This is a genomic window from Ideonella margarita (assembly GCF_038066635.1).
In the GTDB taxonomy this organism is placed as follows: domain Bacteria; phylum Pseudomonadota; class Gammaproteobacteria; order Burkholderiales; family Burkholderiaceae_C; genus Ideonella; species Ideonella margarita.
Window position 1 is genome coordinate 409,268 of sequence record NZ_JBBUTI010000004.1, and the last position, 24,511, is coordinate 433,778.

27 protein-coding genes are annotated in these 24,511 nt (G+C 65.6%); 12 read left to right on the top strand and 15 right to left on the bottom strand.

Going from position 1 to position 24,511, the window contains the following annotated elements; translation table 11 throughout:
• Window positions 1-9 precede the first annotated feature (9 nt).
• The 6 genes from AACH00_RS07250 to smpB form a co-directional block, all read right to left on the bottom strand.
• A complete protein-coding gene (locus AACH00_RS07250; RefSeq protein WP_341398408.1) occupies window positions 10-285 on the bottom strand; it encodes an STAS domain-containing protein in 276 nt (91 codons plus the stop codon).
• A complete protein-coding gene (locus AACH00_RS07255; protein ID WP_341398409.1) occupies window positions 282-647 on the bottom strand; it encodes a response regulator in 366 nt (121 codons plus the stop codon). Before AACH00_RS07255 ends, AACH00_RS07250 begins: the two co-directional genes overlap by 4 nt.
• Window positions 648-686: 39 nt before the next feature.
• Window positions 687-1,052 carry a response regulator gene (locus AACH00_RS07260; protein ID WP_341398410.1) on the bottom strand — a complete coding sequence of 122 codons (366 nt, stop codon included), beginning with the start codon at window positions 1,050-1,052 and terminating at the stop codon, window positions 687-689.
• 49 nt (window positions 1,053-1,101) lie between these two features.
• The gene (locus AACH00_RS07265; protein ID WP_341398411.1) at window positions 1,102-1,863 is read right to left on the bottom strand and encodes a hypothetical protein; all 762 of its coding nucleotides are present in this window, start codon (window positions 1,861-1,863) and stop codon (window positions 1,102-1,104) included.
• Window positions 1,864-2,061: 198 nt separating this feature from the next.
• Window positions 2,062-3,021: a prolyl aminopeptidase gene (gene pip / locus AACH00_RS07270; RefSeq protein ID WP_341398412.1), complete on the bottom strand. Its 960-nt coding sequence runs from the start codon at window positions 3,019-3,021 to the stop codon at window positions 2,062-2,064.
• Between the two features lie 2 nt (window positions 3,022-3,023).
• Window positions 3,024-3,494 carry an SsrA-binding protein SmpB gene (gene smpB, locus AACH00_RS07275; protein ID WP_341398413.1) on the bottom strand — a complete coding sequence of 157 codons (471 nt, stop codon included), beginning with the start codon at window positions 3,492-3,494 and terminating at the stop codon, window positions 3,024-3,026.
• Window positions 3,495-3,554: 60 nt separating this feature from the next.
• Between smpB and AACH00_RS07280 the strand changes: the two genes are divergently transcribed.
• Window positions 3,555-4,013, top strand: coding sequence for a type II toxin-antitoxin system RatA family toxin (locus tag AACH00_RS07280; RefSeq protein WP_341398414.1), 459 nt, complete (start codon window positions 3,555-3,557; stop codon window positions 4,011-4,013).
• Window positions 4,000-4,305: an RnfH family protein gene (locus AACH00_RS07285; protein ID WP_341398415.1), complete on the top strand. Its 306-nt coding sequence runs from the start codon at window positions 4,000-4,002 to the stop codon at window positions 4,303-4,305. The genes AACH00_RS07280 and AACH00_RS07285 overlap by 14 nt, the downstream gene beginning before the upstream one ends.
• Before the next feature lie 37 nt (window positions 4,306-4,342).
• On the opposite strand, the gene AACH00_RS07290 is transcribed toward AACH00_RS07285, so the two are convergent.
• On the bottom strand, window positions 4,343-4,864 hold the full coding sequence (locus AACH00_RS07290) for a DUF4124 domain-containing protein (RefSeq protein WP_341398416.1): 522 nt from the start codon (window positions 4,862-4,864) through the stop codon (window positions 4,343-4,345).
• A 131-nt stretch (window positions 4,865-4,995) separates the two neighbouring features.
• Here AACH00_RS07290 and guaB point away from each other — a divergent pair, with 131 nt between their 5' ends.
• The 6 genes from guaB (at window position 4,996) to AACH00_RS07320 (ending at window position 14,416) form a co-directional block, all read left to right on the top strand.
• Window positions 4,996-6,468 carry an IMP dehydrogenase gene (gene guaB / locus AACH00_RS07295; RefSeq protein WP_341398417.1) on the top strand — a complete coding sequence of 491 codons (1,473 nt, stop codon included), beginning with the start codon at window positions 4,996-4,998 and terminating at the stop codon, window positions 6,466-6,468.
• A gap of 97 nt (window positions 6,469-6,565) precedes the next feature.
• Window positions 6,566-7,819, top strand: coding sequence for a TCR/Tet family MFS transporter (locus AACH00_RS07300; protein ID WP_341398418.1), 1,254 nt, complete (start codon window positions 6,566-6,568; stop codon window positions 7,817-7,819).
• Between the two features lie 9 nt (window positions 7,820-7,828).
• Window positions 7,829-9,433 (top strand): glutamine-hydrolyzing GMP synthase, encoded by a 1,605-nt coding sequence (guaA, locus tag AACH00_RS07305; protein WP_341398419.1) that lies wholly within the window; start codon window positions 7,829-7,831, stop codon window positions 9,431-9,433.
• A 13-nt stretch (window positions 9,434-9,446) separates the two neighbouring features.
• On the top strand, window positions 9,447-10,094 hold the full coding sequence (tadA, locus tag AACH00_RS07310) for a tRNA adenosine(34) deaminase TadA (protein WP_341398420.1): 648 nt from the start codon (window positions 9,447-9,449) through the stop codon (window positions 10,092-10,094).
• Window positions 10,095-10,110: 16 nt separating this feature from the next.
• On the top strand, window positions 10,111-11,007 hold the full coding sequence (locus tag AACH00_RS07315) for an LD-carboxypeptidase (protein ID WP_341398421.1): 897 nt from the start codon (window positions 10,111-10,113) through the stop codon (window positions 11,005-11,007).
• A 316-nt stretch (window positions 11,008-11,323) separates the two neighbouring features.
• Window positions 11,324-14,416 carry a TonB-dependent receptor gene (locus AACH00_RS07320; protein WP_341398422.1) on the top strand — a complete coding sequence of 1,031 codons (3,093 nt, stop codon included), beginning with the start codon at window positions 11,324-11,326 and terminating at the stop codon, window positions 14,414-14,416.
• Window positions 14,417-14,555: 139 nt separating this feature from the next.
• On the opposite strand, the gene AACH00_RS07325 is transcribed toward AACH00_RS07320, so the two are convergent.
• From AACH00_RS07325 to AACH00_RS07355, 7 genes are all read right to left on the bottom strand, one after another.
• Entirely contained in the window at window positions 14,556-15,314 is a 759-nt protein-coding gene (locus AACH00_RS07325) for a 3-hydroxyacyl-CoA dehydrogenase (protein WP_341398423.1), read from the bottom strand.
• Between the two features lie 236 nt (window positions 15,315-15,550).
• The gene (gene adk, locus AACH00_RS07330; RefSeq protein ID WP_341398424.1) at window positions 15,551-16,207 is read right to left on the bottom strand and encodes an adenylate kinase; all 657 of its coding nucleotides are present in this window, start codon (window positions 16,205-16,207) and stop codon (window positions 15,551-15,553) included.
• A gap of 141 nt (window positions 16,208-16,348) precedes the next feature.
• Window positions 16,349-17,104: a 3-deoxy-manno-octulosonate cytidylyltransferase gene (kdsB, locus tag AACH00_RS07335; protein WP_341398425.1), complete on the bottom strand. Its 756-nt coding sequence runs from the start codon at window positions 17,102-17,104 to the stop codon at window positions 16,349-16,351.
• The gene (locus AACH00_RS07340) at window positions 17,101-17,298 is read right to left on the bottom strand and encodes a Trm112 family protein (protein ID WP_423221906.1); all 198 of its coding nucleotides are present in this window, start codon (window positions 17,296-17,298) and stop codon (window positions 17,101-17,103) included. The genes kdsB and AACH00_RS07340 overlap by 4 nt, the downstream gene beginning before the upstream one ends.
• Window positions 17,288-18,352 (bottom strand): tetraacyldisaccharide 4'-kinase, encoded by a 1,065-nt coding sequence (gene lpxK / locus AACH00_RS07345; protein WP_341398426.1) that lies wholly within the window; start codon window positions 18,350-18,352, stop codon window positions 17,288-17,290. Before lpxK ends, AACH00_RS07340 begins: the two co-directional genes overlap by 11 nt.
• Window positions 18,349-18,783 (bottom strand): ExbD/TolR family protein, encoded by a 435-nt coding sequence (locus AACH00_RS07350; protein ID WP_341398427.1) that lies wholly within the window; start codon window positions 18,781-18,783, stop codon window positions 18,349-18,351. The genes lpxK and AACH00_RS07350 overlap by 4 nt, the downstream gene beginning before the upstream one ends.
• A gap of 15 nt (window positions 18,784-18,798) precedes the next feature.
• Entirely contained in the window at window positions 18,799-19,431 is a 633-nt protein-coding gene (locus AACH00_RS07355) for a MotA/TolQ/ExbB proton channel family protein (protein ID WP_341398428.1), read from the bottom strand.
• Between the two features lie 371 nt (window positions 19,432-19,802).
• Here AACH00_RS07355 and xseA point away from each other — a divergent pair, with 371 nt between their 5' ends.
• The 4 genes from xseA to AACH00_RS07375 all read left to right on the top strand — a co-directional run bounded on the left by xseA (window position 19,803) and on the right by AACH00_RS07375 (window position 23,970).
• On the top strand, window positions 19,803-21,125 hold the full coding sequence (gene xseA / locus AACH00_RS07360) for an exodeoxyribonuclease VII large subunit (protein WP_341398429.1): 1,323 nt from the start codon (window positions 19,803-19,805) through the stop codon (window positions 21,123-21,125).
• 55 nt (window positions 21,126-21,180) lie between these two features.
• The gene (locus tag AACH00_RS07365) at window positions 21,181-21,762 is read left to right on the top strand and encodes a superoxide dismutase (RefSeq protein ID WP_341398430.1); all 582 of its coding nucleotides are present in this window, start codon (window positions 21,181-21,183) and stop codon (window positions 21,760-21,762) included.
• A gap of 94 nt (window positions 21,763-21,856) precedes the next feature.
• Window positions 21,857-22,552, top strand: a complete 696-nt coding sequence (locus tag AACH00_RS07370; RefSeq protein ID WP_341398431.1) for a response regulator — start codon at window positions 21,857-21,859, stop codon at window positions 22,550-22,552.
• A complete protein-coding gene (locus tag AACH00_RS07375) occupies window positions 22,549-23,970 on the top strand; it encodes a sensor histidine kinase (RefSeq protein WP_341398432.1) in 1,422 nt (473 codons plus the stop codon). Before AACH00_RS07370 ends, AACH00_RS07375 begins: the two co-directional genes overlap by 4 nt.
• Before the next feature lie 25 nt (window positions 23,971-23,995).
• Here the strand turns inward: AACH00_RS07375 and AACH00_RS07380 are convergent, their stop codons facing one another.
• Window positions 23,996-24,463, bottom strand: coding sequence for a DUF192 domain-containing protein (locus tag AACH00_RS07380; protein ID WP_423221907.1), 468 nt, complete (start codon window positions 24,461-24,463; stop codon window positions 23,996-23,998).
• Window positions 24,464-24,511: the final 48 nt, after the last annotated feature.

A 24,511-nucleotide genomic window follows, 5' to 3' on the forward strand; every position in this document is an offset into this window, starting at 1 on the left:
CCCGGTGGCTCAGTCGGCCAGCCACTGCAGGCGATACAACGCCAGCACGTCATGCACGGGGCGGCTGATCGATGTCAGCCGCAACTGGTGGCCTCGCTCCTGCAGCGTGCGGCGCAGTGCCAGCAGCAACTGCACGGCGCTGCTGTCCACTTCCATCACGTCGTCCAGCGCCAGCGTCAGGTCACCCGGGCAGGTGCCCAGGGCAGCCAGCAGCGTTTCGCGGTGGGCGGCGGCGTGCACGATGGTGAACTCCGGGCCGATGCGCGGGGCCATGGTCTCGCTCATACGGCCAGCCGCTTGATGATGTCCATCAACTGGGAGGGCGGGCAGGGCTTGGTGGCCCAGGCCTGGGCGCCGTTTTCGCGGCCTTCCTGCTTGCGCTCCGGGCGCGATTCGGTGGTCAGCATCACGACCGGCGTGAAGCGGTAATCCTGCTTCGCGCGCATCGCCTTGAGGAACGACAGACCGTCGAGACGCGGCATGGCCACGTCGCAGACCACCACGCTCAGGCGACGGCCGTCGAGCAGCTCCAGCGCTGCTTCGCCGTCAGCGGCTTCGATCACGGAATAGCCGCTGCGCTCCATGGCGACGCGCATGATCTGCCGCACCGTCGCCGAATCATCTACCAGCATCACAGTCTTGCTCATGGGATTGCTCGCTTGCCTTGTCTGTCTTGATCTGTCTGGTCAGACGCACAGGCGACTGACGGCGTCCACCAGTTGGGACGGCTGGAAAGGCTTGGTGATCCAGGCACGTGCGCCCGCGGCGCGGCCTTCGGCCTTCTTGGCTTCCTGCGACTCGGTGGTCAACATGATCACGGGCAGGAACTTGTGGGCCGGCGAGGCCTTCAGGTGCTTCACGAACGTGATGCCGTCCATGTTGGGCATGTTCACGTCGCAGACCACCAGGTTCAGCTTCTGGCCTTCCAGCTTCTGCAGTGCGTCCTGGCCGTCACAGGCCTCGACCACGGTGTAGCCGGCCTTCTGCAGGGCCAGCTTGACGATGGTCCGGAAGCTGCCGGAGTCATCGATGATCATCACGGTTTTGCTCATGGGTGGTCACTCCTTGATGTGTTGTCTCGGTCGGCGCGCGTGGCCGGCCTCAGAAGAAATCGACGGTGCAAGTGCTCGCCACGACGGCTTCGCCGTTGTGCTGGGCGCGCTGTTCGTCCGTGGTGTAGCTGTTCTCCAGCCGGGCCAGCCATTGGGTGGCGTCGTCCTCGGTGGCGGTGGCAAAGCCGGGCAACTCGGCCGTGAATCGGTCCATGTCGGTCGCCAGGATCTGGATCATCTGGGTCTGGCGATCGCCGTACTGGCAATGCGTCAGCAACTGGTCGAGCAGGTCACGCAACATCAAGGCGTCGGTCTGCCATTGCGCGGCCTGGGCAGCCTGGGCTGGTGACGCATCGGGGCCTGTGTCGGCCGCGGCCTTTTCCAGCTGTTCGGACATCGTCCACAAGGCATCTGCAATGGCGGTGGTGCCGACCATCAAGGTGGCCATGCCGGTCTCCCCGGTCACCATGGTGGCGTCCATCTGGTTGCGCCAGACGGGCACCACGGCTTGCGCCATCAGGCGGGTGCCGCTCTCGGGCTCTGCGGGCGGCAGAGGGGCGACAGGGGCCGGCGCAGGCGTGGATGGCGCAGGAAACGAAAGCGCGGGCGCAGCATCGTCGGTGGCGGCGTTGGCCGCGGCCTGCGCCTGCAGCGAGGTCAGCAGCGCGGCGCCGAGGGCTCCGAGGGCCAGGCCCGTCGCGCCGCCCGCCCAGACGCCAGCGGCGACCAGCAGCCAGCCACCTGCGAGCTTCGCAAAGCGGCCTGGGCCAATGGCAAGCCAGGGCGTCGACAAACGAGGGTCAGATCGCATGGGCAGCGGTCTCCGGTCAATGCTAGGCGTTGACGCGGCTGCCGATACGGCCTGCCAACCATCACGCTGCCGGTATATCGACCCATGTACCGATCGGTTAAGCCGGTAATGCGTGGTGGAGCCTGGGGCGCTGCCTCATGGCCCCAGTTGGACGCTGCTTGCGTGAACCTTGTCACGCGTTCGGAGGGAACGGCCTGCTCAGCGGAAGTGGCGAAGGCGGGCGAAGCGATCGGTGGCGCGCACCAGCGCCTCGGCGATACCTGGCTCCATGGAGGTGTGACCGGCGTCGGCCACCACCTCGAGCGTCACGCCGGGCCATTGGTCGGCCAGATCATGCGCATAGCGCACCGGGCAGATCACGTCGTAGCGCCCATGCACGATGAAGCCGGGCAGGTGGGCGATGCGGTGCATGTTGGCCAGCAATTGCCCCGGCGACAGGAACGCTTCGTGGCTGAAGTAATGCGCTTCCAGCCGCCCGACGGCGATGGCCATGGCGTCTTGAGAGAACGCGTCCGCGGTTGCGGGCTCCGGCCGCAGTTGCAGGCAGGAGCCTTCGTAACGGCTCCAGGCACGGGCAGCGCTGCGCATCACCAGGGCGTCAGGGCTGTGCAGTTGCCGCTGGTAGGCGGCCAGCAAATCGTTGCGTTCCTCGGGCGGCACCTGGTCGGCAAAGGCCTGCCATTCCCGCGGGAAGAAGTTGCGGATGCCGTAGAGCCACCAGTCGATCTCTTCACGGGTGCCCAGCCAGATCCCGCGCAGCACCAGGCCGAGGCAGCGATCAGGGTGCGCCTGGGCATAGGCCAGCGACAGGGTCGAGCCCCAGGAGCCGCCGAACACCAGCCACTGCGAGATGCCGAACTGCATGCGCAGCTGTTCGATGTCGTCGATCAGCAGGTCTGTGGTGTTGTTGCGGCATTCACCCAGCGGCGTCGATTGGCCTGCGCCCCGCTGGTCCAGCAGGACGATGTGATAGCGCGCTGGATCAAAGAAGCGGCGGCTGGTGGGCGAGATGCCCGCGCCGGGCCCGCCGTGCAGAAACACCACCGGGATGCCGTCCGGGTTGCCGCACCGCTCCCAGTACAGCGTGTGGATGTCATCCACCTGCAGGGTGCCGGTGTCAAAAGGCTCGATCGGCGGGTACAGCCCGGCGGGCGTCATGCTCAATCCTTGCCCGGGCCCGACACCTTGTGGCGCATCAGGCGGCCCTTTTCGCGGTCCCAGTCGCGTTGCTTCTCGGTTTCGCGCTTGTCGTGCTGGGCCTTGCCCTTGGCCAGCGCGATTTCCGCCTTCACCCGGCCACCCTTGTAGTGCAGGTTCAGCGGCACCAGCGTGAAGCCGCGCTGCTCAACCTTGCCGACCAGACGCTTGATCTGGTCCTTGTGCATCAGCAGCTTCTTGGTGCGGTCGGCTTCCGGGCTCACGTGGGTGGAGGCCGAGCGCAGCGCATTGATGCGGCAGCCGATCAGGAACAGCTCGCCGTCGCGGATCGTCACGTAGCCGTCGGTCAGCTGGACCTGGCCGGCCCGGATGGACTTGACCTCCCAGCCAGACAGCACCACACCCGCCTCGAACTGTTCCTCGATGTGGTACTCAAAGCGGGCGCGGCGGTTTTCGGCGATGTTTGCGGACATGGGCTCTTGGCGATGCGGGCCGACGCAGTATGACGGCGGCCCCTAAAATGACTGCATTGTATGAAGCACGTCAAGAAGTCTGTTCTGCTCTGGTACACGCCCGCCGAGATGTACCGCCTGGTCACTGATGTGCCGGCCTACCCGAGCTTCCTGCCTTGGTGCGATCGCACCGAAGTTGTCACCCAGCACGACGACGGTGTGACTGCGCGCATTCACCTGTCTTACGCGGGCGTGCGGCACGCCTTCACCACCCGCAACGTGCATGTGCCTGATCGCTCCTTGTTGATGAAGCTGGTCGATGGCCCTTTTTCGATGCTGGAGGGCTCCTGGCAGTTTCTGCCGTTGAGCAAGCCGGGCGGCGATGGCACGGCCACGGCGTGCAAGATCGAGTTTGATCTGCGGTACGCGTTTTCCAGCCGCCCGCTTGAAGCCGTGCTCAGCCCCGTGTTTGACCGTGTGGCCAACACCTTTGTCGATTCGTTCGTGACCCGCGCGGAGCAAGTGCATGGCCCCCGTTGACAACCCGCGCCCCTTGCCCGTGATCGTGGCCTACAGTGCCGGCCCGCGTGAGCTGGACATGGTGGAGCTGAGCCTGCCTCCCGGCAGCACGGCCATGGACGCGCTGAATGCGAGCGGGCTGCTGGCCCGGCATGGCCTGGGCTCGGTCGATCAGGTGACGGTGGGCATCTGGATGAAGCTGCGGCCGCTGGACACGCTGCTGCGGCCCCACGACCGGGTGGAAATCTACCGGCCGTTGAAGGTGGACCCGAAGGAAGCGCGGCGCCAGCGCTACCGCAAGAACAAGGCTTGAGCGCGCCGGGCAGCAGCAGTGCCCGGGCGGCTGGCCGTTACTGGCAATTGCTGTCCATCATCTGGCGCGTGCGCGCAGATTCAGCGGCCCGGGCCTGGTCGTCCAGGAATTCGCGCTCACCATTCGCGTTCATGCGTGACATGCGCTGACCGCTCTCCAGCGCCGCCATGTGCCCGCGAGCGCGGCTGCAGTTTTCTGCCTTGGCAGCGGCCACGCGGGCCTTGTCTGCGGCTTGTGCAGCGGCCAGTTGGCTGGCCTTGTCGGCAGCATCTTGTTTGCGCTTCTTTTCCAGGGCACTGTCGACGCCGGAGGCGGCAGGCGCTGCTGGCGCCGCCTTGGTCGCATCGGCTACAGGTGCCGGTGCGGCGGCAGCGGCCTTGCTGGATGTGCCGGCCGGCTGGCTCAGGATGTCGCGGGCCGGAACGTCATTCGGTGGTGCGCGGTCACTGATCTGGATGCGTCCGTCCTTGTCCTTCCACTTCCAGATGGCTTGCGCATGGCCCAGGCCAGCGGCGAGCGTCAGGGTGAGGGCGAGCAGGGTCAGGCGGGTCGGCTTCATGGCTGGGAGCTGGATAGTTGCGCGGATAGTTTAGCCCCGGGCAGGCGGGCAGGGTGGCAAGAAGTGTGTGCCCTTGCGACAGGTCGGTCGCTTGTTCCGTATAATCGACTTTTGCGTCTGGAGCTTTCCACATGCGCCTACTCGGCAAAGCGCTGACCTTCGACGATGTGTTGTTGGTCCCTGCATTCTCTCAAGTCCTGCCTCGCGACACGTCGCTGAGCACCCGTCTTTCCCGCAACATCGTGTTGAACCTGCCGCTGGTTTCAGCGGCCATGGACACGGTGACTGAGGCCCGCCTGGCGATCGCGATCGCACAGGAAGGCGGCATGGGGATCGTCCACAAGAACCTCACGGCCAAGCAGCAGGCTGCCGAAGTGGCGCGCGTCAAGCGCTACGAATCCGGCTTGCTGAAAGACCCGATCACCATCGCCCCCGGCGCCCGGGTGCGTGATGTGATCGAGCTGTCTCGTCAGCACGGCATTTCCGGCTTCCCCGTCGTTGAAAACGGCCGGGTGGTGGGCATCGTCACCGGCCGTGACCTGCGCTTCGAGACCCGTCTCGACGCCCCCGTCCGCGACATCATGACCACGCGTGAGCGCCTGATCACCGTCAAGGAAGGCGCTTCGCTGGCTGAAGCCAAGGGCCTGATGCACCAGCACAAGCTGGAGCGCGTCCTGGTGCTGAACGCCGCCGACGAACTGCGCGGCCTGTTCACCGTCAAGGACATCACCAAGCAGACCAGCTTCCCCAACGCCGCCCGTGATGCACACGGCAAGCTGCGCGTGGGTGCGGCGGTCGGCGTGGGTGAGGGCACCGAAGAGCGCGTCGAGCTGCTGGTGGCTGCCGGCGTGGACGCCCTGGTGGTGGACACCGCCCACGGCCACTCGTCGGGCGTGATCGAGCGCGTGCGCTGGGTCAAGCGCAACTATCCGCAGGTCGACGTCATCGGCGGCAACATCGCCACCGGCGCAGCTGCGCTGGCACTGGCTGAAGCCGGCGCCGACGGCGTGAAGGTCGGCATTGGCCCGGGCTCCATCTGCACCACCCGCATCGTGGCCGGCGTGGGCGTGCCCCAGGTCACGGCGATCGACAACGTCGCCACCGCGCTGCTGGGCACCGGCGTGCCGCTGATCGCTGACGGCGGCATCCGCTACTCCGGTGACATCGCCAAGGCGATCGCCGCAGGCGCCAGCTCGGTGATGATGGGCGGCATGTTCGCCGGCACCGAAGAATCGCCGGGCGAGGTGTTCCTGTACCAGGGTCGCAGCTACAAGGGCTACCGCGGCATGGGCTCGATCGGCGCGATGAAGGCAGGCTCGGCCGATCGTTACTTCCAGGAGAACGACGAAGCCGCCAACCCGAACGCCGACAAGCTGGTGCCCGAAGGCATTGAAGGTCGCGTGCCTTACAAGGGCTCGATGATCTCCATCGTCTACCAGATGGCTGGTGGCCTGAAGGCGTCGATGGGCTACTGCGGTTGCGCCACGATCGACGAAATGCGCGAACGCGCCGAGTTTGTCGAGATCACGTCGGCCGGCATCCGTGAGAGCCACGTCCACGACGTGCAGATCACCAAGGAAGCACCGAACTACCGGATGGAGTGATCTCTCCGGTTCACCACCCGCGGCGCCCGGCACTGTCCGGGCGCCGACATTTCTGAAGCTTGGGGCACCCCCTTCGATGACCTTGCCTGACCCTGGCTTGACCCCTCGCCGTCGCGAAGCCGCCATGCCGTTCATCATGATCACCGTGCTGATCGACATGATCGCCATCGGCCTGATCATCCCGGTGCTGCCCCCGCTGGTGGGCACGTTCACCGGCAACCAGGCCGAGCATGCGTTCTGGTACGGCGTGGTCACCTTTGCCTTCGGCTTCGCCAACTTCTTTGGCTCGCCGGTGCTGGGTGCGCTGTCTGACCGCTATGGCCGGCGGCCCGTGCTGTTGATGGGTTTCACCGGGCTGGCCTTGAGCTTCCTGGTCACGGGCCTGGCCACGGCCTTGTGGATGCTGGTGGCGGTGCGGCTGGTCAGTGGTGCGCTGCAGGCGAATGCCGCGGTGGCGCAGGCCTACGTGGCTGACATCTCCACGCCTGAGGAGCGCGCCAAGCGCTTCGGCATGCTGGGCGCCATGTTCGGCATGGGCTTTGTGCTCGGGCCGGTGATGGGCGGCTTGCTCGGCGCGATTGACCTGCATCTGCCGTTCTACGTGGCGGGCGGGCTGGCGGTGCTGAACGCCGCCTACGGTGTGTTCGTGTTGCCGGAATCGCTGCCGGTGGAGCGCCGCAGTGCAGCCATCAACTGGCGCAAGGTCAATCCGGTGGCGTCGCTGAAGCAACTCACCGGCTTGCAAGGCGTCGGCTCGCTCGTCGCCGTCATCGGGCTGGCCAGCCTGGCGCAATTCGTCATGCACACCACCTGGGTGCTCTACACCGGCTTCAAGTTCGGCTGGGGCCCGAAGGAAAACGGCTGGTCGCTGTTCGCTGTCGGTGTCATGTCGGTGCTGGTGCAGGGCGGTTTGATCCGCATTGCGCTCAAGCACATCAGCCCGCAACGCATCGCGCTGATGGGCCTGGTGTCGTCGGCCATCTGCTATGGCCTGTGGGGCGCAGCCACCGAGGGCTGGATGATGTATGCGGTGGTGGTGCTGAACCTGTTTGGCTACATGGCCACAACGGCGATCCAGACCATCGTCTCGAACGCCGCTGATGAACATTCCCAGGGGCGCACCATGGGCGCCGTGGCCTCGCTCAACAGCCTGACGGCCGTTTTCGCTCCGGTGCTGGGCGCTGCGCTGCTCGGTGTGGTGTCGCACCTGCCCAAGGGCGACTGGCGCATCGGTGCGCCGTTCTTTCTCTGTGCGGCCTTGCAGGCCGTGGCCACCGTGCTGGCCGTGCGGCATTTCCGCCGCGAATCTTCTTCCTCGACTTCTGCGCCCGCTGGCGGCGCAACTGCCTGAGTGCTCACCATGCATGACAAGATCCTGATCCTCGATTTCGGCTCGCAAGTCACCCAGCTGATCGCGCGTCGCGTGCGTGAAGCGCATGTGTTCTGCGAGATCCATCCGAACGACGTCTCCGACGAGTTCATCCGCAGCTTCGCGCCCAAGGGCATCATCCTGTCGGGCAGCCACGCCAGCACCTACGAAGACCACCAGCTGCGCGCGCCGCAGGCCGTGTGGGACCTGGGTGTGCCCGTGCTGGGCATCTGCTACGGCATGCAGACGATGGCCGTGCAGCTGGGTGGCGAAGTGTCGTGGAGCGATTCCCGCGAGTTCGGCTACGCCGAGGTGCGGGCCCATGGCCATACCCGCCTGCTGGATGGCATCGAAGACTTCAGCACGCCTGAAGGCCACGGCATGCTCAAGGTGTGGATGAGCCATGGTGACAAGGTCACCCGCCTGCCCGAAGGCTTCAAGCTGCTGGCCTCGACCCCGAGCTGCCCGATCGCGGGCATGGCCAACGAGGACAAGGGCTACTACGCCGTCCAGTTTCACCCGGAAGTCACCCACACGGTGCAGGGCGCCGCGATGCTGACGCGTTTCGCTCGCGAGATCGCCGGTTGCCAGGGCGACTGGATCATGGGCAATTACATTGAGGAAGCCGTGGCCCGCATCCGCGAGCAGGTGGGCGATGAGGAAGTCATCCTGGGCTTGAGCGGTGGCGTTGATTCGTCGGTGGCAGCTGCGCTGATCCACCGCGCCATTGGCGACCAGCTGACCTGCGTGTTCGTCGATCACGGCCTGCTGCGCCTGAACGAAGGCAAGATGGTCATGGAAATGTTCGCCGGCCGGCTGCAAGCCAAGGTGGTCCACGTGGACGCCAGCGCCCAGTTCCTGGGCCACCTGCAAGGCGTGACCGACCCCGAACAGAAGCGCAAGATCATCGGCCGCGAATTCGTGGAGGTGTTCAAGGCCGAGGCCGCGAAGCTGAAGGCCGCAGGCGCCGATGTGAAGGGCGCCAAGTGGCTGGCCCAGGGCACCATCTACCCGGACGTGGTGGAGAGCGGTGGCACCAAGACCAAGAAGGCCACGACCATCAAGAGCCACCACAACGTGGGTGGCCTGCCGGAACAGCTGGGTCTGAAGCTGCTCGAGCCGCTGCGCGAGCTGTTCAAGGACGAAGTGCGTGAGCTGGGTGTGGCCCTGGGGCTGCCACCCGACATGGTCTATCGCCACCCGTTCCCGGGCCCGGGCCTGGGCGTGCGCATCCTGGGCGAAGTGAAGCCCGAGTTCGCCCTGCTGCTGCAGCGCGCTGACGCCATCTTCATCGAAGAGCTGCGTGCCACCATTGACCCGGCCACCGGCAAGAGCTGGTACGACCTGACCAGCCAGGCCTTCACGGTGTTCCTGCCGGTGAAGAGCGTGGGCGTGATGGGCGACGGCCGCACCTACGACTACGTGGTGGCGCTGCGCGCGGTGCAGACCAGCGACTTCATGACTGCCGACTGGGCCGAGCTGCCGTACAGCCTGCTCAAGCGCGTGTCGGGCCGCATCATCAATGAAGTGCGCGGCATCAACCGCGTGACCTACGACGTCTCGAGCAAGCCGCCCGCCACCATCGAGTGGGAATGACGCCGAGGGTGTGATGACGCAGACATGGTCGCCCCAGGACGAGGCCGCGATGCGTCTGGCCCTGAGCCAGGCGCAGAACGCCTGGCTCATCGGTGAGGTGCCTGTCGGTGCCGTCATCATGCGGGCAGGGCAGGTGATCGCCACCGGCTACAACCGCCCGATCACCACCCACGACCCCACCGCCCACGCCGAGCTCGTGGCCCTGCGCCACGCCGCCCAGTTGCTCGAGAACTACCGGCTGCCCGACTGCGAGCTGTTCGTCACCCTGGAGCCCTGCGCCATGTGCGCCATGGCCCTGTTGCACGCACGCTTCAAGCGCGTGGTGTTTGGTGCCCGCGATGCCAAGACCGGTTCGGCTGGCTCGGTGGTTGATCTCTTCGCGCAAGCCCAGCTGAATCACCATACCTTGGTGCAGGGCGGCCTGATGGAAGACGCCTGCGGCCAGGTGCTGCGCGACTTCTTTGCCGAGCGCCGCGCCCAGAAAAAAGCCGAGCGCGATGCCATGAAAGCGTCGCTGGGCTCATCCGTTGAGCCAGTCGTGATCCCTGGTTTGGTGCCCGGGACCTTGCCCGGCTCATCAGCGCACGCCTGCGGGCATGACGATCACATTCCCGCCGGTGATGCGATGGAGTTGCCGCATCACCCCGACCTACCTCTCTGATGTCACGGAGTCGCCCATGAGCGCGTTGTCCCTCACCCTGTTCACGCCCTCTGGCGTGCTGCTGCAAGTCGGCCCGTTGAAGCTGGCGGCGCGTCGCCTCAAGGCGCTGGGCTTTGATGTGAACATCGACGAGGCTGCGCTGGCCAAGCACCAGCGATTTGGTGGTGACGATGACACGCGCCTCGCTGCCATCCACCGAGTCGCCAAACAGGCGCCCGACGTGGCACTGGCCAGCCGGGGCGGCTACGGCCTCACCCGCTTGCTTGACCGCATCGACTGGAAACTGTTGGCGCGCAGCGTGGAGCAGGGCACGCGTTGGGTGGGCTACAGCGATCTGACCGCCCTGCAGATGGGCCTGTTGGCGCACACCGGCGCACAGAGTTGGTGCGGCCCCTTGGCGGCCGACGACTTCGGCCGTGAGACGCTGGACGAAGTGACGCCGGATTGTTTTGCAGAAGCCATGACGGGGGAACTGGAAGCGGTGGGTTTTCGCACCGCTGAAGGCCATGACGGCCTGCAGGCCAAGGGCGTCTTGTGGGGTGGCAATCTGACGGTATTGACGTCGCTGCTGGGCACGCCGCACTGGCCAAAAGTGAAGGGCGGTCTGCTGTTCGTCGAGGACGTGAACGAGCACCCGTACCGCGTTGAGCGCATGCTGCTGCAACTCCACCAGGCCGGCGTGCTGGACCAGCAGAAGGCCGTGCTGCTGGGCGGCATCACCGACTGGAAAAAGTCGCTGCTGGACCGCGGCTACGACCTCAAGGGCATGCTGGCGCACCTGCGTACGGTCACCAAGACGCCGATCCTCACGGGCCTGCCGTTTGGCCATGTCGACACCAAGGTGACCATGCCTTTTGGCATGAAGGTGCAACTGGTGGTGGAGGGCCGCGACGTGCTCATCGGCTGGCACTGACACCGCTGAAAAACAGGGCACTGCTGAGTGCCGCAAAGACCCGGGCGTCATAGGCGTGCCGGGTCTTTTTTCATGCCCTGAACCGACTCTCCAGCGGCTCAGAAAATTGATTCGATGGGTCAGGGAACTTTTGCGAATTAGCAACAGTTCGTGTCGCGGGCACCTCAAAAAGGGTTTCCCTACTATGGGGGGCGGGTGCGAGTCCCGCACAATGTTTTCACACGTTTTCGTAGTGGGTTCATCAAGGCTTCACAAGACCGGCATGTGCCTTGCTACGGAACTGGGTCTATCGATCAACCTTTCTGGAGAGAACTGAGTGGCTAACAACACTACGACCAGCATCTGGCGTCATTCCGCCATCGCCGTGGCCGTCGGCCTGTGCGTGGCATCGAGCGCTGGCTATGCGCAGTCCAACGCGACGGGCAACATCTTCGGTACGGTGCAAGCCGTGGCCGGTACCACCGTTGTGGTTGAAAACACCGCCACCGGTGCCAAGCGCACCCTGACGCCGGACGCCTCCGGTCGCTTCACCGCCACCTCGCTGCCGACCGGTACCTACAAGGTCACCGTGCTGCGCAACGGCGCTGTCGTCAGCACCGCTGACAACATCGACGTGCTGATTGGCCAGGGTAGCGAAGCCATCTTCGCCGCTGCTGCCGTCGGTGGCACCCAGACCGTGCAGGTCGTTGGCAAGGTTGCCAAGATCGACGTGTCCTCGAGCAACAATGGCTCGACCTTCACTTCGAAGCAACTGGCTGCACTGCCGATCGCCCGTAATGTCGACGCCATCATCCAGCTGGCTCCGAACACCACGCGTGCTGACCCCCGTTATTCGGGTGGTGCCAGCATCGGTGGCGGCGCTCCTTCGGAAAACTCGTACTACATCAACGGTTTCCCCGTTACCAACCCGCTGAACCAGCTGGGTTCGTCGGAACTGCCTTTCGGCGCCGTGGGCCAGGCCCAGGTGCTGACCGGTGGTTTCGGTGCTGAATTCGGCCGATCCATCGGCGGCGTGGTGAACATCACCACCAAGAGCGGCACCAACGAATGGGAAGCTGGCTTCAACTTCAGCCTGACGCCGAACGCACTGCGTGCGAAGTCGCGTGACATCTACTACCCGGTCACTGGCGCACCGGGCAATGAAGACACCGATGGCAAGCTGTTCCGCCGCCGTACCGGCAACTCGGCTGACTCGACCAGCATTGGCGCCTACGTTGGCGGCCCGCTGATCAAGGACCAGTTGTTCATGTTCGTGGCAGCTGAAAAGCTGAACACGACCTCGGGCACCCTGGTGAACTCGGTTGAAGGCCTGAACACCGCCACCGCTGGCTGGTCTGACAAGGACGACACCACCACCCGTTACCTGGGCAAGTTCGACTGGAACATCACGTCGGACAACCGCCTGGAGCTGACCCTGATCGGTGACCGCTACGCGCAAACCGACAAGCTGTCTGGCTACAGCTATGCCAACGACGCCCGCAATGGCGTGGTGACGTCGACCGGTCTGTTCACGAACCAACCTGACCATAACAATGGCGTGGGTGCCTCGAGCCAGATCCTGAAGTACACCAGCTACCTGACCGACGACCTGACCTTGACGGCTCTGGTCGGCAAGAGCAAGACGCCGCACATCAACAACTACGCTGGTGTTGACGTCAACTCGCAGATCCGTCAGGTGAGCGCCTCCGGTACCGCCGTGTACCCGGGCTTCACGTACAAGAATGTGTACCCGATTCCGTTTGGCACGCGCGTGCTCGGCGCCGGTGCTGAAGACACGGTCAAGGCCCAGCGTCTGGACCTGGAATACCGCCTGGGCGACCACAGCATCCGTGGTGGTATCGACCGCGTGAAGCTGGCCTCGACCAATGCTGGTGAGTACTACGCTGGCAACGGCGTGTATGTTTACGCCTCGACGACTTCCGCAGGTCTGATCCCGACCGGCATGAAGACGTCCGTCGGCGCCGCAGGTGCACTGGTGTCTGGTGGCCGCTACTACTATGGCCGCGAGCAGATCTTCAACACGGTCACCAATGCCTACTCGGACCAGTCGGCCCAGTACATTGAAGACAAGTGGCAGATCACCAAGAACCTGGCAGTCACCGCTGGCCTGCGCAATGAGCAGTACGCCAACAAGAACGGTGACGGCGAGACCTTCCTGGAGATGAAGAACCAGATCAATCCGCGTCTGGCCTTCTCGTGGGACGTCGCTGGTGATTCGTCGACCAAGGTCTACGGTAGCGCTGGTCGTTACGCAGTGCAGATCCCGACCCACTTGGCAGTCCGCGGCGCCAGCCGATCGACCTTCACCCGCCAGTTCTTCGTGTACACCGGCGTGGACGCCAACGGCGCCCCGATCGGCCGCGTGAACCTGGGTGATCCGTACTCGTCGAACAACGAATACGGCCAAGCCAAGGACGCGAACACCGTGTCTGCCAAGGACATGAAGCCGAGCAGCCAGGACGAAATCAGCCTGGGCCTCGACAAGGCGCTGTCTGACGAACTGGTGGTGGGTGCACGCCTGACCTACCGTCGCCTGAACTCGACCATCGACGACTTGTGCGATCCGCGTGCTTTTGACCAGTACGCTGTCGATAACAAGATCGACACGACGAACTGGGGTGGCTTCGGTTGCGCGTCCTTCAACCCGGGCGTCGCCAACGACTTCCTGATCGACTACTCGGGCAAGGGCAACTACACCAAGGTGCACCTGACCAAGGAGCAGTTGGGCTTCGACAAGGCCAAGCGTACTTACGCCGCCTTGGACCTGTACGCCGAGCACCCGTTGAAGAACGGCTGGTATGGCAAGGTGACCTACACGTACGCCAAGAACAAGGGCAACACCGAAGGCCAGACCCTGTCTGACGTGGCTCAGACCGACGTGGCTGCCACCCAGACCTGGGACCACCCTGAGCTGATGCAAGGCGCTTACGGCTACCTGCCAGGCGATCGTCGTCACCAGATCAAGGCCTTCGGCACGTACGACATCACCCCGGAATTCACGGTGGGTGCCAACCTGCTGCTGGCTTCGGGCCGTCCGCGTAACTGTATCGGCAACTATCCTGATGGCCAGAGCCAGAGCTTTGACGATTACCAGCTGAGCTACGGCTCTGCCTATCGTTACTGCACGGTCAATGGTGTGACCTCGCCGTCGCCTCGTGGTACCGCAGGCAACCTGCCTTGGGACCGTCGCCTGGACGCCAGCCTGACGTACAAGCCCGACACCATCAAGGGTCTGGCTCTGCGTGTTGAAGTGTTCAACGTGTTCAATTCGCAGATCGCCCAGGCGGTTGAAGAAGTGCACGAAACCGACGGTGACTCCAGCTCGATCCTGCCGACCTACGGCCGTGTTCTGAGCTACACCCCGGCACGCTCGGTCAAGCTGTCGGTCAGCTACGACAAGAAGTTCTGATCTCCTGATCTGAACTGAAGTCCTGAAGCCCCGAGGTGCAAGCCTCGGGGCTTTTTTCATGTCTGCTGACCACGCAGTACGACGATGACCTCGAAAAAAAACGGGCCCGAAGGCCCGTTGATGTTTGGCGCAGAAAGACTCAGCGCGGTGCCAGGCGAATGGCGCCATCGAGACGAATGACTTCGCCGTTCAGCATCTCGTTGGTGATGATCTGGTGCACCAGCTTTGCATAGTCAGCCGGGGTCCCCAGGCGGCTGGGGAAGGGCACATTGGCGGCCAGTGCGTCCTGCACTTCCTGCGGCATGCCGAACAGCATCGGCGTGCCGAAGATGCCCGGAGCAATGGTCATGTTGCGGATGCCGTTGCGCGCCAGGTCACGGGCGATCGGCAGCGTCATGCCCACCACGCCGCCCTTGCTGGCGGCATAAGCGGCTTGGCCGATCTGGCCGTCATAGGCCGCGACGCTGGCCGTGCTGATCATCACGCCGCGCTCGCCTGTGGCTTCCGGCTCGTTCTTGCACATGGCTTCGGAGGCCAGGCGAATCATGTTGAAGCTGCCCACCAGGTTCACCGTGATGACCTTGGTGAAGGTGTCCAGCGGATGCGCGCCTTCCTTGCCCACGGTTTTCACGGCCGGGGCGATGCCGGCGCAGTTCACCAGGCCCATCAGCTTGCCCAGTCCGGTGGCGGCGGCCACCACGGCGCGGCCGTCGGCTTCCTGGCTCACGTCGCAGCGCACGAAGACGCCGCCCAGCTCAGCCGCCAGGGCTGCGCCCTTGTCGGCCTGCAAGTCGGCGATCACCACCTTGGCGCCGTTGGCGGTCAGCATGCGTGCCGTGCCTTCACCCAGGCCGCTGGCGCCGCCGGTGACGATGAAAACCTTGCCTGCGATGTCCATGTTGTTTCTCCTTGAGCTGCGCGCCGGCCTCGTGGGCCTGGTGGCGCTGCGGTTGACGTTGACGTAAACGTCAATTGTGCGTCAAGTTGAGCACGGCCTGCACCCGGGAAAACGGTGGCTGGCCCGATGCAGGTGGGCCGCATGCAGGCAGGCCGCCAAAACGCCAACGGGCCGCACACTGGCGGCCCGTTGGGGTTTTGGCGCAGCACCCGAAGGTGCCTGTGCCAGGCAAGCGATCAGCTGGTCAGGGCTTCCAGCGCGCGGCCGGTGATTTCTTCCACCGTGCCCAGGCCCGAAATCTTGCGATAGCGGGGTGCCTGTGCGTCACCGGTTGCGGCCCATTCGCCGTAGTAGTCCACCAGCGGACGGGTTTGCGCCTGGTACACCTCGAGGCGGGTGCGCACGGTTGCTTCTTCGTCGTCCTTGCGCTGGATGAGCTCTTCACCCGTCACGTCGTCCTGGCCAGCCACCTTCGGCGGGTTGAACTTGACGTGGTAGGTGCGGCCCGAGGCCACATGCACGCGGCGGCCGCTCATGCGCTCAATGATCGCGGTGTCAGGCACGTCGATTTCCAGCACCAGATCCAGCTTTACGCCGGCGGCCTTCATGGCGTCGGCTTGCGGAATGGTGCGCGGGAAACCGTCGAACAGGAAACCGTTCGCGCAGTCCGCCTGGGTGATGCGTTCCTTCACCAGGCCGATGATGATCTCGTCGCTGACCAAGCCGCCAGCGTCCATGATCTTCTTGGCGGCCAGGCCCATTTCGGTGCCAGCCTTGACAGCGGCGCGCAGCATGTCGCCGGTCGAAATTTGCGGAATGCCGTACTTCTGGCAGATGAAGCTGGCTTGGGTTCCTTTGCCGGCGCCGGGCGCGCCCAACAGGATCAGTCGCATGAAATTGCCTCTCGAATGATGATTCTTGCTGGCTGCAAAAAGCAGCCGGCGCAGGCGGGAAAACCTGCGCTCATGTTTGCTTTGAGGATAGCACGCCCATCCCTGCACGAGCCTGACGGCCCGGGCTGTGAACGGCGGGGCTTACCCTGTGAAAATCCGGCGAACGCGGGCCAGATCTTCAGGCGTATCCACACCGGCCGCGGGCGCTGATTCCGCGCGGTACACGGCGATGCGCTCGCCGTGCCACAGCACGCGCAATTGCTCCAGCGCCTCGATGTGTTCCAGCGGCGATTGCGCCAGCGTCGGGAAGCTGCGCAGGAAGCCGGCGCGGTAGGCATACAGGCCGATGTGGCGCAGCGCATGGCCTTGCGGCAGCGCCGGCTGGCCAGGCTGCGAGCCGTCGCGCCACCAGGGCAGGGGGGCTCGGCTGAAATACAGCGCGCGGCCCAGAGCGTCGGTCACCACCTTCACCACATTGGGGTTGGCGAAGTCGACGACGTCGTGAATCTCGTGGGCGGCGGTGGCCACCTTGCATTCCGGGCGCGCCTGCAGCAGCTCAGCGCAGGCGCTGACCAATGCGGGGTCGATCAGCGGCTCGTCGCCTTGCACGTTCACCACGATGTCGTCGCCATCGAGCCTCAGCAGGCTGCAGGCTTCGGCCAGGCGGTCGCTGCCGTTTGCATGGTCGACGCGGGTCATCACCACCCGAACGCCATGGGCCTCACAGGCCGAGGCAATGCGCTCATGGTCGGTGGCCACGGTCACGCTCAACGCACCGGCACCGGCCACGCGCTCAGCCACCCGCACCACCATCGGCTTGCCGCCGAGATCAGCCAGCGGTTTGTCAGGCAGGCGGCTGGAGGCCAGCCGCGCCGGAATCAACACATGAAAGCTCACACCTGCTCCTCGGCAGGCAGCACGCGGGCTTCGTTCTCCAGCATCACGGCAATGCCGTCGCGCAGCGGAAAGCCCAGGCGATCGGCCGGGCAGATCAGCTCAACCGGCAGCGCCTGCTCGTCGCGGCGCAACGTCAGGGCGCCCTTGCAGACGGGGCACACCAGCAGGTCGATCAGGCGGTGGTCAATGGTCATGGCGGGCTCGGGGAAAAGGTTGCAGGGCGCGGTCGAGCGCCTGGTAAAAAACATCGGGGAGGGCGAAGTCTAGCGCCACCACCCAGATGCGCGTCGGGCCGGTGGTGCCCGGCTGGCCCGGGCGCAGCTTCACGGCGTCTTTTTCGGTGATCAGCACGTCCGCTTCATCGGCCGGCCAAGGCGCGCCGGGCAGCTCCGCGTGATCGGCGAGCGGCAGCCGACGCAGGCGCACGCCTGCTGCCTCCAGCATGCGGAAGAAGCGTTCGGGCTCGGCCAGGCCCGCTGCGGCCAGCACGGGTTGCTGGCGCGAGGCCTCGGCGAGTTGATTCAGCAGCGGCATGTCGGCGGGCCGGCCCGCCCACCAGTCGCTCAACAGCACTGCGCCCGCCAGCGTGCGAGCAGCCACCGGGCCGGGCAGGGTGGTGCTGGCGGCGCGGGCGTTGTAGAGCAGCAGGCTGTTCGGCGGCAGCTCCGCCGGCAAAGGCTGGCGCAACGGGCCTGCAGGCAGGCAGAGGCCGTTGCCGGCGCCTCGGTCATCGAACACGATGATCTGCAGGTCGCGGTGCAGGCGCCAGTGTTGCAAGCCGTCGTCCGAGACGATGATGTTGATGCTCGGGTCTTGCGCCAGCAGCAGGCGGGCAGCCTCGGCGCGGTCGGAGCCTACCTGCACGGGCACGCCGCTGCGCAGATGGATCAGCAAGGGCTCGTCGCCACATTCGGTGGCCGGCGTGTCTCGGCTCACGGCGCAGGGGCCCTTGGTTTGCCGGCCATAGCCGCGCGACACCACCCCAGGCTGCCAACCACGCGCTTGAAGCGCCTGCAGCAGGGCGAGTGTGGTGGGCGTTTTGCCGGCACCGCCCACGATGAGGTTGCCCACCACCACCACGGGCACCGGCAGGCTGGCGGTGGCATGTCGCTGCCAACGCCAGCGGTCAAAACCAGCCAGGGCGATGTAGAGCCACGAGAGCGGCCGCAGTACCTGCGCCAGCACGCCGGGCCGGCTTTGCCACCAGGCCCTTTGCAGCGATGCAGAGAGCCAGGCCCCCAGGCTCATGGTGCGTTGCCGCTGTCGCCCTGGCCGCTGCGTGCAGCGAACGTCACCCGGGCCAGGCCTGCGCGGCGGGCCGCGTCCAGCACGTTGATCACCGATTGGTGAGCGGCGGTCGCATCCGCGGAAATGATGATGAACGGATCTTTCCGGTCGGCTGCGGCTGTGCGCAGGGCAGCTGCGAGGGTGTCGACGCTGCGGCCTTCCACCGCCTGCCGGTCGATCACGTAGCGGCCCTCGGCCGACACGCTGACGATGATTTCAGCCGGGCGGTCTTTGGTCGCTTCGGCATTCGCCACGGGCAGGTTGACCTGCAACTCCGTGAACTTGGAGTAGGTCGTGGAGAGCATCAGGAAGATGAGCACCACCAGCAGCACGTCGATGAAGGGGATCAGGTTGATCTCCGGCTCATCGGTGGTCGGACGACGGAAGTTCATGTCGGACCAGGGTGTTCAGGCGGCGCGCAGCGGTGTGCGCACGAGGTGCTGCAGCAGTCGCTCAGCGCCCGTTTCCAGGTCGTGGAGGTAGTCGTTGACCAAGCCACGGAAGTAGCGGTGAGCCATCAGCGAGGGAATGGCCACCATCAGGCCGAACGCCGTGTTGTACAGCGCGATGGAGATGCCCTGCGCCAGCTGCGCCGGGTTGCCGGCCGTGCTGCTGCCGCCTTGCGAGCCGAAGATCTCGATCATGCCGATGACGGTGCCGAGCAAGCCCAGCAGCGGGGCCGCCGAGGCCACCGTTGCCAGTGCATTGAGGTACCGCTCAAGCCGGTGGGCGGCCACGCGGCCCGCCAGCTCGAACGCCTGGCGCAGCGTGGCTTCGTTCACCCGCGGATCCACGGCCGCCAGCTTCAGGCCGGATGCCAACACTTCGCCGAGCTGCGAGTTGTCGATCAGCTTCTTCAGCATGTCGCTGGACGGCACGCCTTGGCGGCACACCGTGATGACCTCATCGACGAGCCCTTCCGGTGCGATCTTGGGGCGGCGCAAGGCCAGGGCACGTTCGAGTATCACGGCCACAGCGGCCACCGAACACAGGATGAGGGGCCAGATTGGCCAGCCAGCGGCTTGTATGATCGACAGCAAGAAGTCCTCTGGCCAACGGCCGGGCAGGGTCAAGACGCGCGGATTATGTCCCCAATGTGCAGCCTGATCTGCGTGTTGTTGCGAGCTTGCGCCACCACACCGACCGGCCCCACTGAACCATCCACAATTTCTGTGGATAACTTTGTGGGTAAGTGCCCAAAACGAGGGCTGCGACCCGTGTTTTACGGGCGCGCCAACAGATTGCCTAAAAATGAAGCGCCTGTTTTTCTTTATAAATCAAAGACTTGCACCGAAGGCGCGCCTTTTCAAGGCCGTCGGGAGGGCTGTTGCGTGACAAGTTGCAACCGTGGATATCATTCGTCAGCAAGCTCGCTGACGCCCGGTGATTTGGTGCGAAAAGGGGGCGCCGGATGAGCGCAAACGGCTTCAATGCCCGTTCAGGCGCGCCGGCCTGGTCGGTAAGCTCGCTGCTGCTGGCGGTCAGTGACGCCCTGGCGGCGCGGTTTGCGTCCGTCACGGTGCGCGGCGAGTTGTCGGGCCTCACCCGGGCCGCCAGCGGTCACGTCTATTTCACGCTCAAGGATGCGAACGGCGCGGCTGCCGGTCTGCGCTGCGCCATGTTCCGCCGCTCGGCCCAGATGCTCGACTTTCAGCCGCGCGACGGCCAGCAGGTCGATGTGCGTGGCCGCTTGGCCGTGTACGAGGCGCGCGGTGAGCTGCAGATGGTGGTGGAGTCGATGCAGCGCGTGGGCGCCGGCTCCCTCTACGAAGAATTCCTCAAGCTGAAGGCCCGTCTCGAAGCGATGGGGCTGTTCGCGGTTGAGCGCAAGCGCCCCTTGCCCGCCGTGCCACAGCGGGTGGCCTTGGTCACCTCGGCGTCGGGCGCGGCCTTGCACGATGTGTTGACGAGCTTCCGCCGGCGTGCGCCGCATGTCTCGCTGGTGCTGTGCCCGACCCTGGTGCAGGGCGCCGAGGCGCCGCCCGCCATCGTTGCCGCGATGCAGGCGGCCAACCGCGTGCCGGGCGCAGAGATGATCCTGCTGTGCCGCGGTGGTGGCTCGCTGGAAGACCTCTGGGCTTTCAATGATGAACGCGTGGTGCGCGCCGTGGCTGACTCCGATCTGCCGGTGGTGTGTGGCGTGGGCCATGAAACCGATATCACGCTGGCCGACCTGGCCGCGGATCTGCGCGCCGCCACCCCCACGGCTGCGGCTGAACTCGCCACGCCCTCGCGTGATGATCTGCTCAGCGGGCTGCAGCAACGCGCCGCCCATCTGCAGCGGCGCGTGGCCCAGCGGCTGGACGCGGCAGCGCAGCGTCTCGACACCGTGTCGCTGCGGCTGCAGCGGCCGGCACAGGCGGTGCGCCTGCAGGCATCCCGCCTCGACCTGCTGGCGCAGCGCCATGAAGCGGCCTTGCGTACGGCGGTAAGCCGGGCGCAGCAGCGTTTGCAGCTGCAGGGCGAGCGGCTGGTGCGCGCCGGCACGCGCCAGCGTTTGGCAGCCGATACGCGCCTGGCCCGGCAGGCCGCCAGGCTGCAGGCGCTCGACCCCCGCCAGGTGCTGGCGCGGGGCTACGCCTGGATGGAGGATGCGGACGGCTTGCCGCGCGTGTCGGCCGCCGGCCTGACGCCGGGCCAAGGCCTGCGCGCGGTGTGGGCAGACGGCCACGCCCAGGTGCAAGTTGATGATGTGACGCTGAACGGGCCAAGCCCCTCGGCGCGGCTGGAATAGATGGGCGTGCCTACAATGCGCCCCATTCGTTGAACCACCCCTGAAAGGACTTCCCATGGCATACACCCTGCCTTCGCTGCCGTTCGGCCTCGACGACCTCGCTCCGCACATGAGCCGCGAGACCCTGGAATACCACCACGGCAAGCACCACAACGCTTACGTCGTGAACCTGAACAACCTGGTTGAAGGCACCGAGTTCGCTGGCAAGGACCTTGAAGCCGTGGTCAAGGCCTCGACCGGCCCGGTCTACAACAACGCTGCCCAGATCTGGAACCACACGTTCTTCTGGAGCTGCCTGAAGAAGGACGGCGGCGGTGAGCCTACCGGCGCCCTGGCTGACGCCATCAACGCCAAGTGGGGCTCGTACGCTGCCTTCAAGGAAGCCTTCACCAAGAGCGCCGTCGGCAACTTCGGTTCCGGCTGGACCTGGCTGGTGAAGAAGGCCGACGGCTCGGTCGACATCGTCAACATGGGCGCCGCCGGCACCCCGCTGACGACGGGCGACAAGGCCCTGCTGACCATCGACGTGTGGGAACACGCCTACTACGTGGACTTCCGCAACCTGCGTCCGAAGTTCGTCGAGACCTTCCTGACCTCGCTGGTCAACTGGTCCTTCGCCGAAGCCAACTTCGCCTGAGACGGGTTCTTGCCCTGACTCAGAAGGCCGGCCCAGCGCCGGCCTTTTTGTTTGGTACGCTCTCCCGTTTTGGCAGTTGGACAACGGGTGGGGCATGCGTATCTTGCTGGTGGAAGATGACCCGGCGCTGAGCCTGGGCGTGGCGCGCGGCCTTGAGCGCGAAGGCTGGCAGGTCGATGTGCTGAGCGACGGCGAGCGCGCGATGGGCGAGGGCTTGCTGGTGCAGTACGACCTCTGCATCCTCGACCTGGGTCTGCCCCGCCGCGACGGCATGGAAGTGCTGCGGCACTGGCGCTCCCGCGGGGCGCGCATGCCGGTGCTGCTGCTGACCGCCCGCGATGAATTGAACGACCGCGTGCGTGGCCTCGATGCCGGCGCCGACGACTACCTCGTCAAACCCTTCGATCTGCCCGAGTTGCTGGCGCGCATCCGCGCACTGAAGCGCCGGTCTGAAGGCCGCATCGACGAAACCCTGGTGCTGGGCGGCCTGACGCTCGACCTGACTCACAAGGAGTTGCTGCACGCCGGAGAGCGCGTGGCACTCAGCCCGCGTGAGCTGGCCCTGACCGAAATGCTGATGCAGAAGGCCGGCCGCGTCGTGGCCAAGGACGCGATCGTGGCCAAGCTTTCGACCTGGGAGTCTGACTTCAGCGGCAATTCGGTCGAGGTGTATGTGCACCGCCTGCGCAAGCGTTTCGGCGAGCTGGGCGTGGTGATCCGCACCGTGCGTGGCTTCGGCTACGTGATGGAGGCCAGTGACGTGGGCGCGTCCGCGGACCTCTCCGAATGAGCATGCAGGTGCCGCGCAGCGGGCCGAGCGTGCGCAGCCAGTTGCTGCGGCCGCTGCTGTGGAGCTGGCTGGTCGGGCTGCTGGCAGCGGTGATCGGCTCGTACTCGCTCGCCAAGACCAGCGCCAACCTGGCCTTTGATCGCGGCTTGCAGGACGAGGTCAGTGCGCTGGCAGCCAAGCTGACCTGGTCTGACCGCGGGCCCTTGCTCGATCTGAGTCGTCAGACGATGGAGATCCTGACCTGGGACCGCGAGGACCGCAACGGCTTCGTCATGGTCGACGCCGACGGCAATGCGCTGGCGGGCGATGCGCGGGTGCCGCTGCCGGACACGGAGTTGCGGCAGCAGAGCTTCGAGCAGCCGCGCGTGTTTGATGCCAACTTTGATGCCGAGCCCGTTCGCGGCGTGGTGTTTTCGGTGACCTCGCCGATGCTGGACCGCAGCGTGTCCATCGTGGTGGTCGAGACGCGCCGCAAGCGGCAGGCCCTGATGCGCGACCTGCAGCTCTCCATCGTGCTGCCCGCCCTGGCACTGGGCAGCGTCACCTTCGGCTTGATTGGCTGGGCAATTCGCCGTGGCCTGCAACCCCTGCGGGAGGTGGCATCGCAGGTGGCCCGGCGTGATACCCAGGATTGGCGGCCCTTGCCGATGGGCAATGTGCCCAAGGAGGCCGCCCCGCTGATCGACCGCATCAACCTGCTGCTGGCCGAAATGGAGCAGGCCATCTTGTTGCAGCGACGCTTCGTGGCTGATGCGGCCCACCAGCTGCGCACACCGGTGGCGGGCATCCGCGTGCTTGCGCAGACGCTGAGCCAGGAGCTGGCCGCCTCACCGGGCATGCCTGACGGCCATTGGCGCCCGCTGTTGTCTCAGTTGGGGCGATCGACCGACCGCCTGAGCCGCCTGATCGGGCAGTTGCTCAGCCTGGCGCGTTCGGAAACGGCGCTGGCCGTGGACGCCGAACAACAGACGCTGGATGTGGTGCCCTTGCTGCGCGAGGCCGCTGAGCCGATGGTGCTGCAGAGCCTGAAGCAGGGCCGAACGATGACGCTGGACGCGCCCGATCAGCCGGTGCTGGCCCGAGCGCATGCGCTGTGGCTGGGCGAGGTGGTGAACAACCTGCTGGACAACGCCTGCCTCTACGGCGGTAACCTGATCGAGGTGCGGGTGAGCAGCCTGCCGGAAGGCGGCGCGCAGATCATCGTGCAGGACAACGGGCCGGGCGTGCCGCAGGATCAGCTTGGCCGCCTGTTCGAGCCCTTCTGGCGCGGTGATCGGGCGGATCTGCGCAACGACGGGGGTACGGGCCTGGGCCTGACCATCGCCCGTGAGGTGGTGCAGCGCCTGGGTGGTCAGATCGTCGTGGCGTCAAGGCCGGACGTGGACGGCCTGCGGTTCACGATCACGCTGGCGGCCTGAGCCGTGCCGCGCCGGGCTGGAGAAGTCAGCCCGAAAACGCGGGCCCGGTGAGCCTGCTGCCCGCCTTCAACCCGCGCTTGGCGAACCAGCCCTGGTTCATTTCCAGCACGAAGCGCACGGGCTTCTTCGAGCAGTGCGAGGCTTCGGTTTGTGGTGCCATGTCTTCGATGTTGACGATGGTGCCGTCGTCGGCCACGAAGGCCGCCGAGAGCGGCAGCAGCGTGTTCTTCATCCAGAAGCACTGGGTGGCAGGCACTTCAAACGCGAAGAGCATGCCTTCGTGGCTGGCCATCTCCTTGCGGAACATCAGGCCGATCTGGCGCTGCTCCGGTGTCTTGGCCAACTGCGCCGAGATGTTGTGCATGCCGGCCTGCAGGGTGATGACGGGCAGGCGCTGCGGGGCGTCCTGGGCCTCGGCCACGAGGTGAACACCGAGTGCCATCAAAGCGACGCCGAGTAGGCGGCGAAGGGTCTTGGTCTTGATAAATGTCATGTCGTTAACCCGGGGTTCAGGCTAGATTATCGGAAGAAGTTGCCGAGC

Coding starts and splice junctions, on each gene's coding strand:
- AACH00_RS07250 (WP_341398408.1), bottom strand. CDS start 285: ATGAGCGAGACCATGGCCCCGCGCATCGGCCCGGAGTTCACCATCGTG.
- AACH00_RS07255 (WP_341398409.1), bottom strand. CDS start 647: ATGAGCAAGACTGTGATGCTGGTAGATGATTCGGCGACGGTGCGGCAG.
- AACH00_RS07260 (WP_341398410.1), bottom strand. CDS start 1,052: ATGAGCAAAACCGTGATGATCATCGATGACTCCGGCAGCTTCCGGACC.
- AACH00_RS07265 (WP_341398411.1), bottom strand. CDS start 1,863: ATGCGATCTGACCCTCGTTTGTCGACGCCCTGGCTTGCCATTGGCCCA.
- pip (WP_341398412.1), bottom strand. CDS start 3,021: ATGACGCCCGCCGGGCTGTACCCGCCGATCGAGCCTTTTGACACCGGC.
- smpB (WP_341398413.1), bottom strand. CDS start 3,494: ATGTCCGCAAACATCGCCGAAAACCGCCGCGCCCGCTTTGAGTACCAC.
- AACH00_RS07280 (WP_341398414.1), top strand. CDS start 3,555: ATGAAGCACGTCAAGAAGTCTGTTCTGCTCTGGTACACGCCCGCCGAG.
- AACH00_RS07285 (WP_341398415.1), top strand. CDS start 4,000: ATGGCCCCCGTTGACAACCCGCGCCCCTTGCCCGTGATCGTGGCCTAC.
- AACH00_RS07290 (WP_341398416.1), bottom strand. CDS start 4,864: ATGAAGCCGACCCGCCTGACCCTGCTCGCCCTCACCCTGACGCTCGCC.
- guaB (WP_341398417.1), top strand. CDS start 4,996: ATGCGCCTACTCGGCAAAGCGCTGACCTTCGACGATGTGTTGTTGGTC.
- guaA (WP_341398419.1), top strand. CDS start 7,829: ATGCATGACAAGATCCTGATCCTCGATTTCGGCTCGCAAGTCACCCAG.
- tadA (WP_341398420.1), top strand. CDS start 9,447: ATGACGCAGACATGGTCGCCCCAGGACGAGGCCGCGATGCGTCTGGCC.
- AACH00_RS07315 (WP_341398421.1), top strand. CDS start 10,111: ATGAGCGCGTTGTCCCTCACCCTGTTCACGCCCTCTGGCGTGCTGCTG.
- AACH00_RS07325 (WP_341398423.1), bottom strand. CDS start 15,314: ATGGACATCGCAGGCAAGGTTTTCATCGTCACCGGCGGCGCCAGCGGC.
- adk (WP_341398424.1), bottom strand. CDS start 16,207: ATGCGACTGATCCTGTTGGGCGCGCCCGGCGCCGGCAAAGGAACCCAA.
- AACH00_RS07340 (WP_423221906.1), bottom strand. CDS start 17,298: ATGACCATTGACCACCGCCTGATCGACCTGCTGGTGTGCCCCGTCTGC.
- lpxK (WP_341398426.1), bottom strand. CDS start 18,352: ATGAGCCTGGGGGCCTGGCTCTCTGCATCGCTGCAAAGGGCCTGGTGG.
- AACH00_RS07350 (WP_341398427.1), bottom strand. CDS start 18,783: ATGAACTTCCGTCGTCCGACCACCGATGAGCCGGAGATCAACCTGATC.
- xseA (WP_341398429.1), top strand. CDS start 19,803: ATGAGCGCAAACGGCTTCAATGCCCGTTCAGGCGCGCCGGCCTGGTCG.
- AACH00_RS07365 (WP_341398430.1), top strand. CDS start 21,181: ATGGCATACACCCTGCCTTCGCTGCCGTTCGGCCTCGACGACCTCGCT.
- AACH00_RS07370 (WP_341398431.1), top strand. CDS start 21,857: ATGCGTATCTTGCTGGTGGAAGATGACCCGGCGCTGAGCCTGGGCGTG.
- AACH00_RS07375 (WP_341398432.1), top strand. CDS start 22,549: ATGAGCATGCAGGTGCCGCGCAGCGGGCCGAGCGTGCGCAGCCAGTTG.
- AACH00_RS07380 (WP_423221907.1), bottom strand. CDS start 24,463: ATGACATTTATCAAGACCAAGACCCTTCGCCGCCTACTCGGCGTCGCT.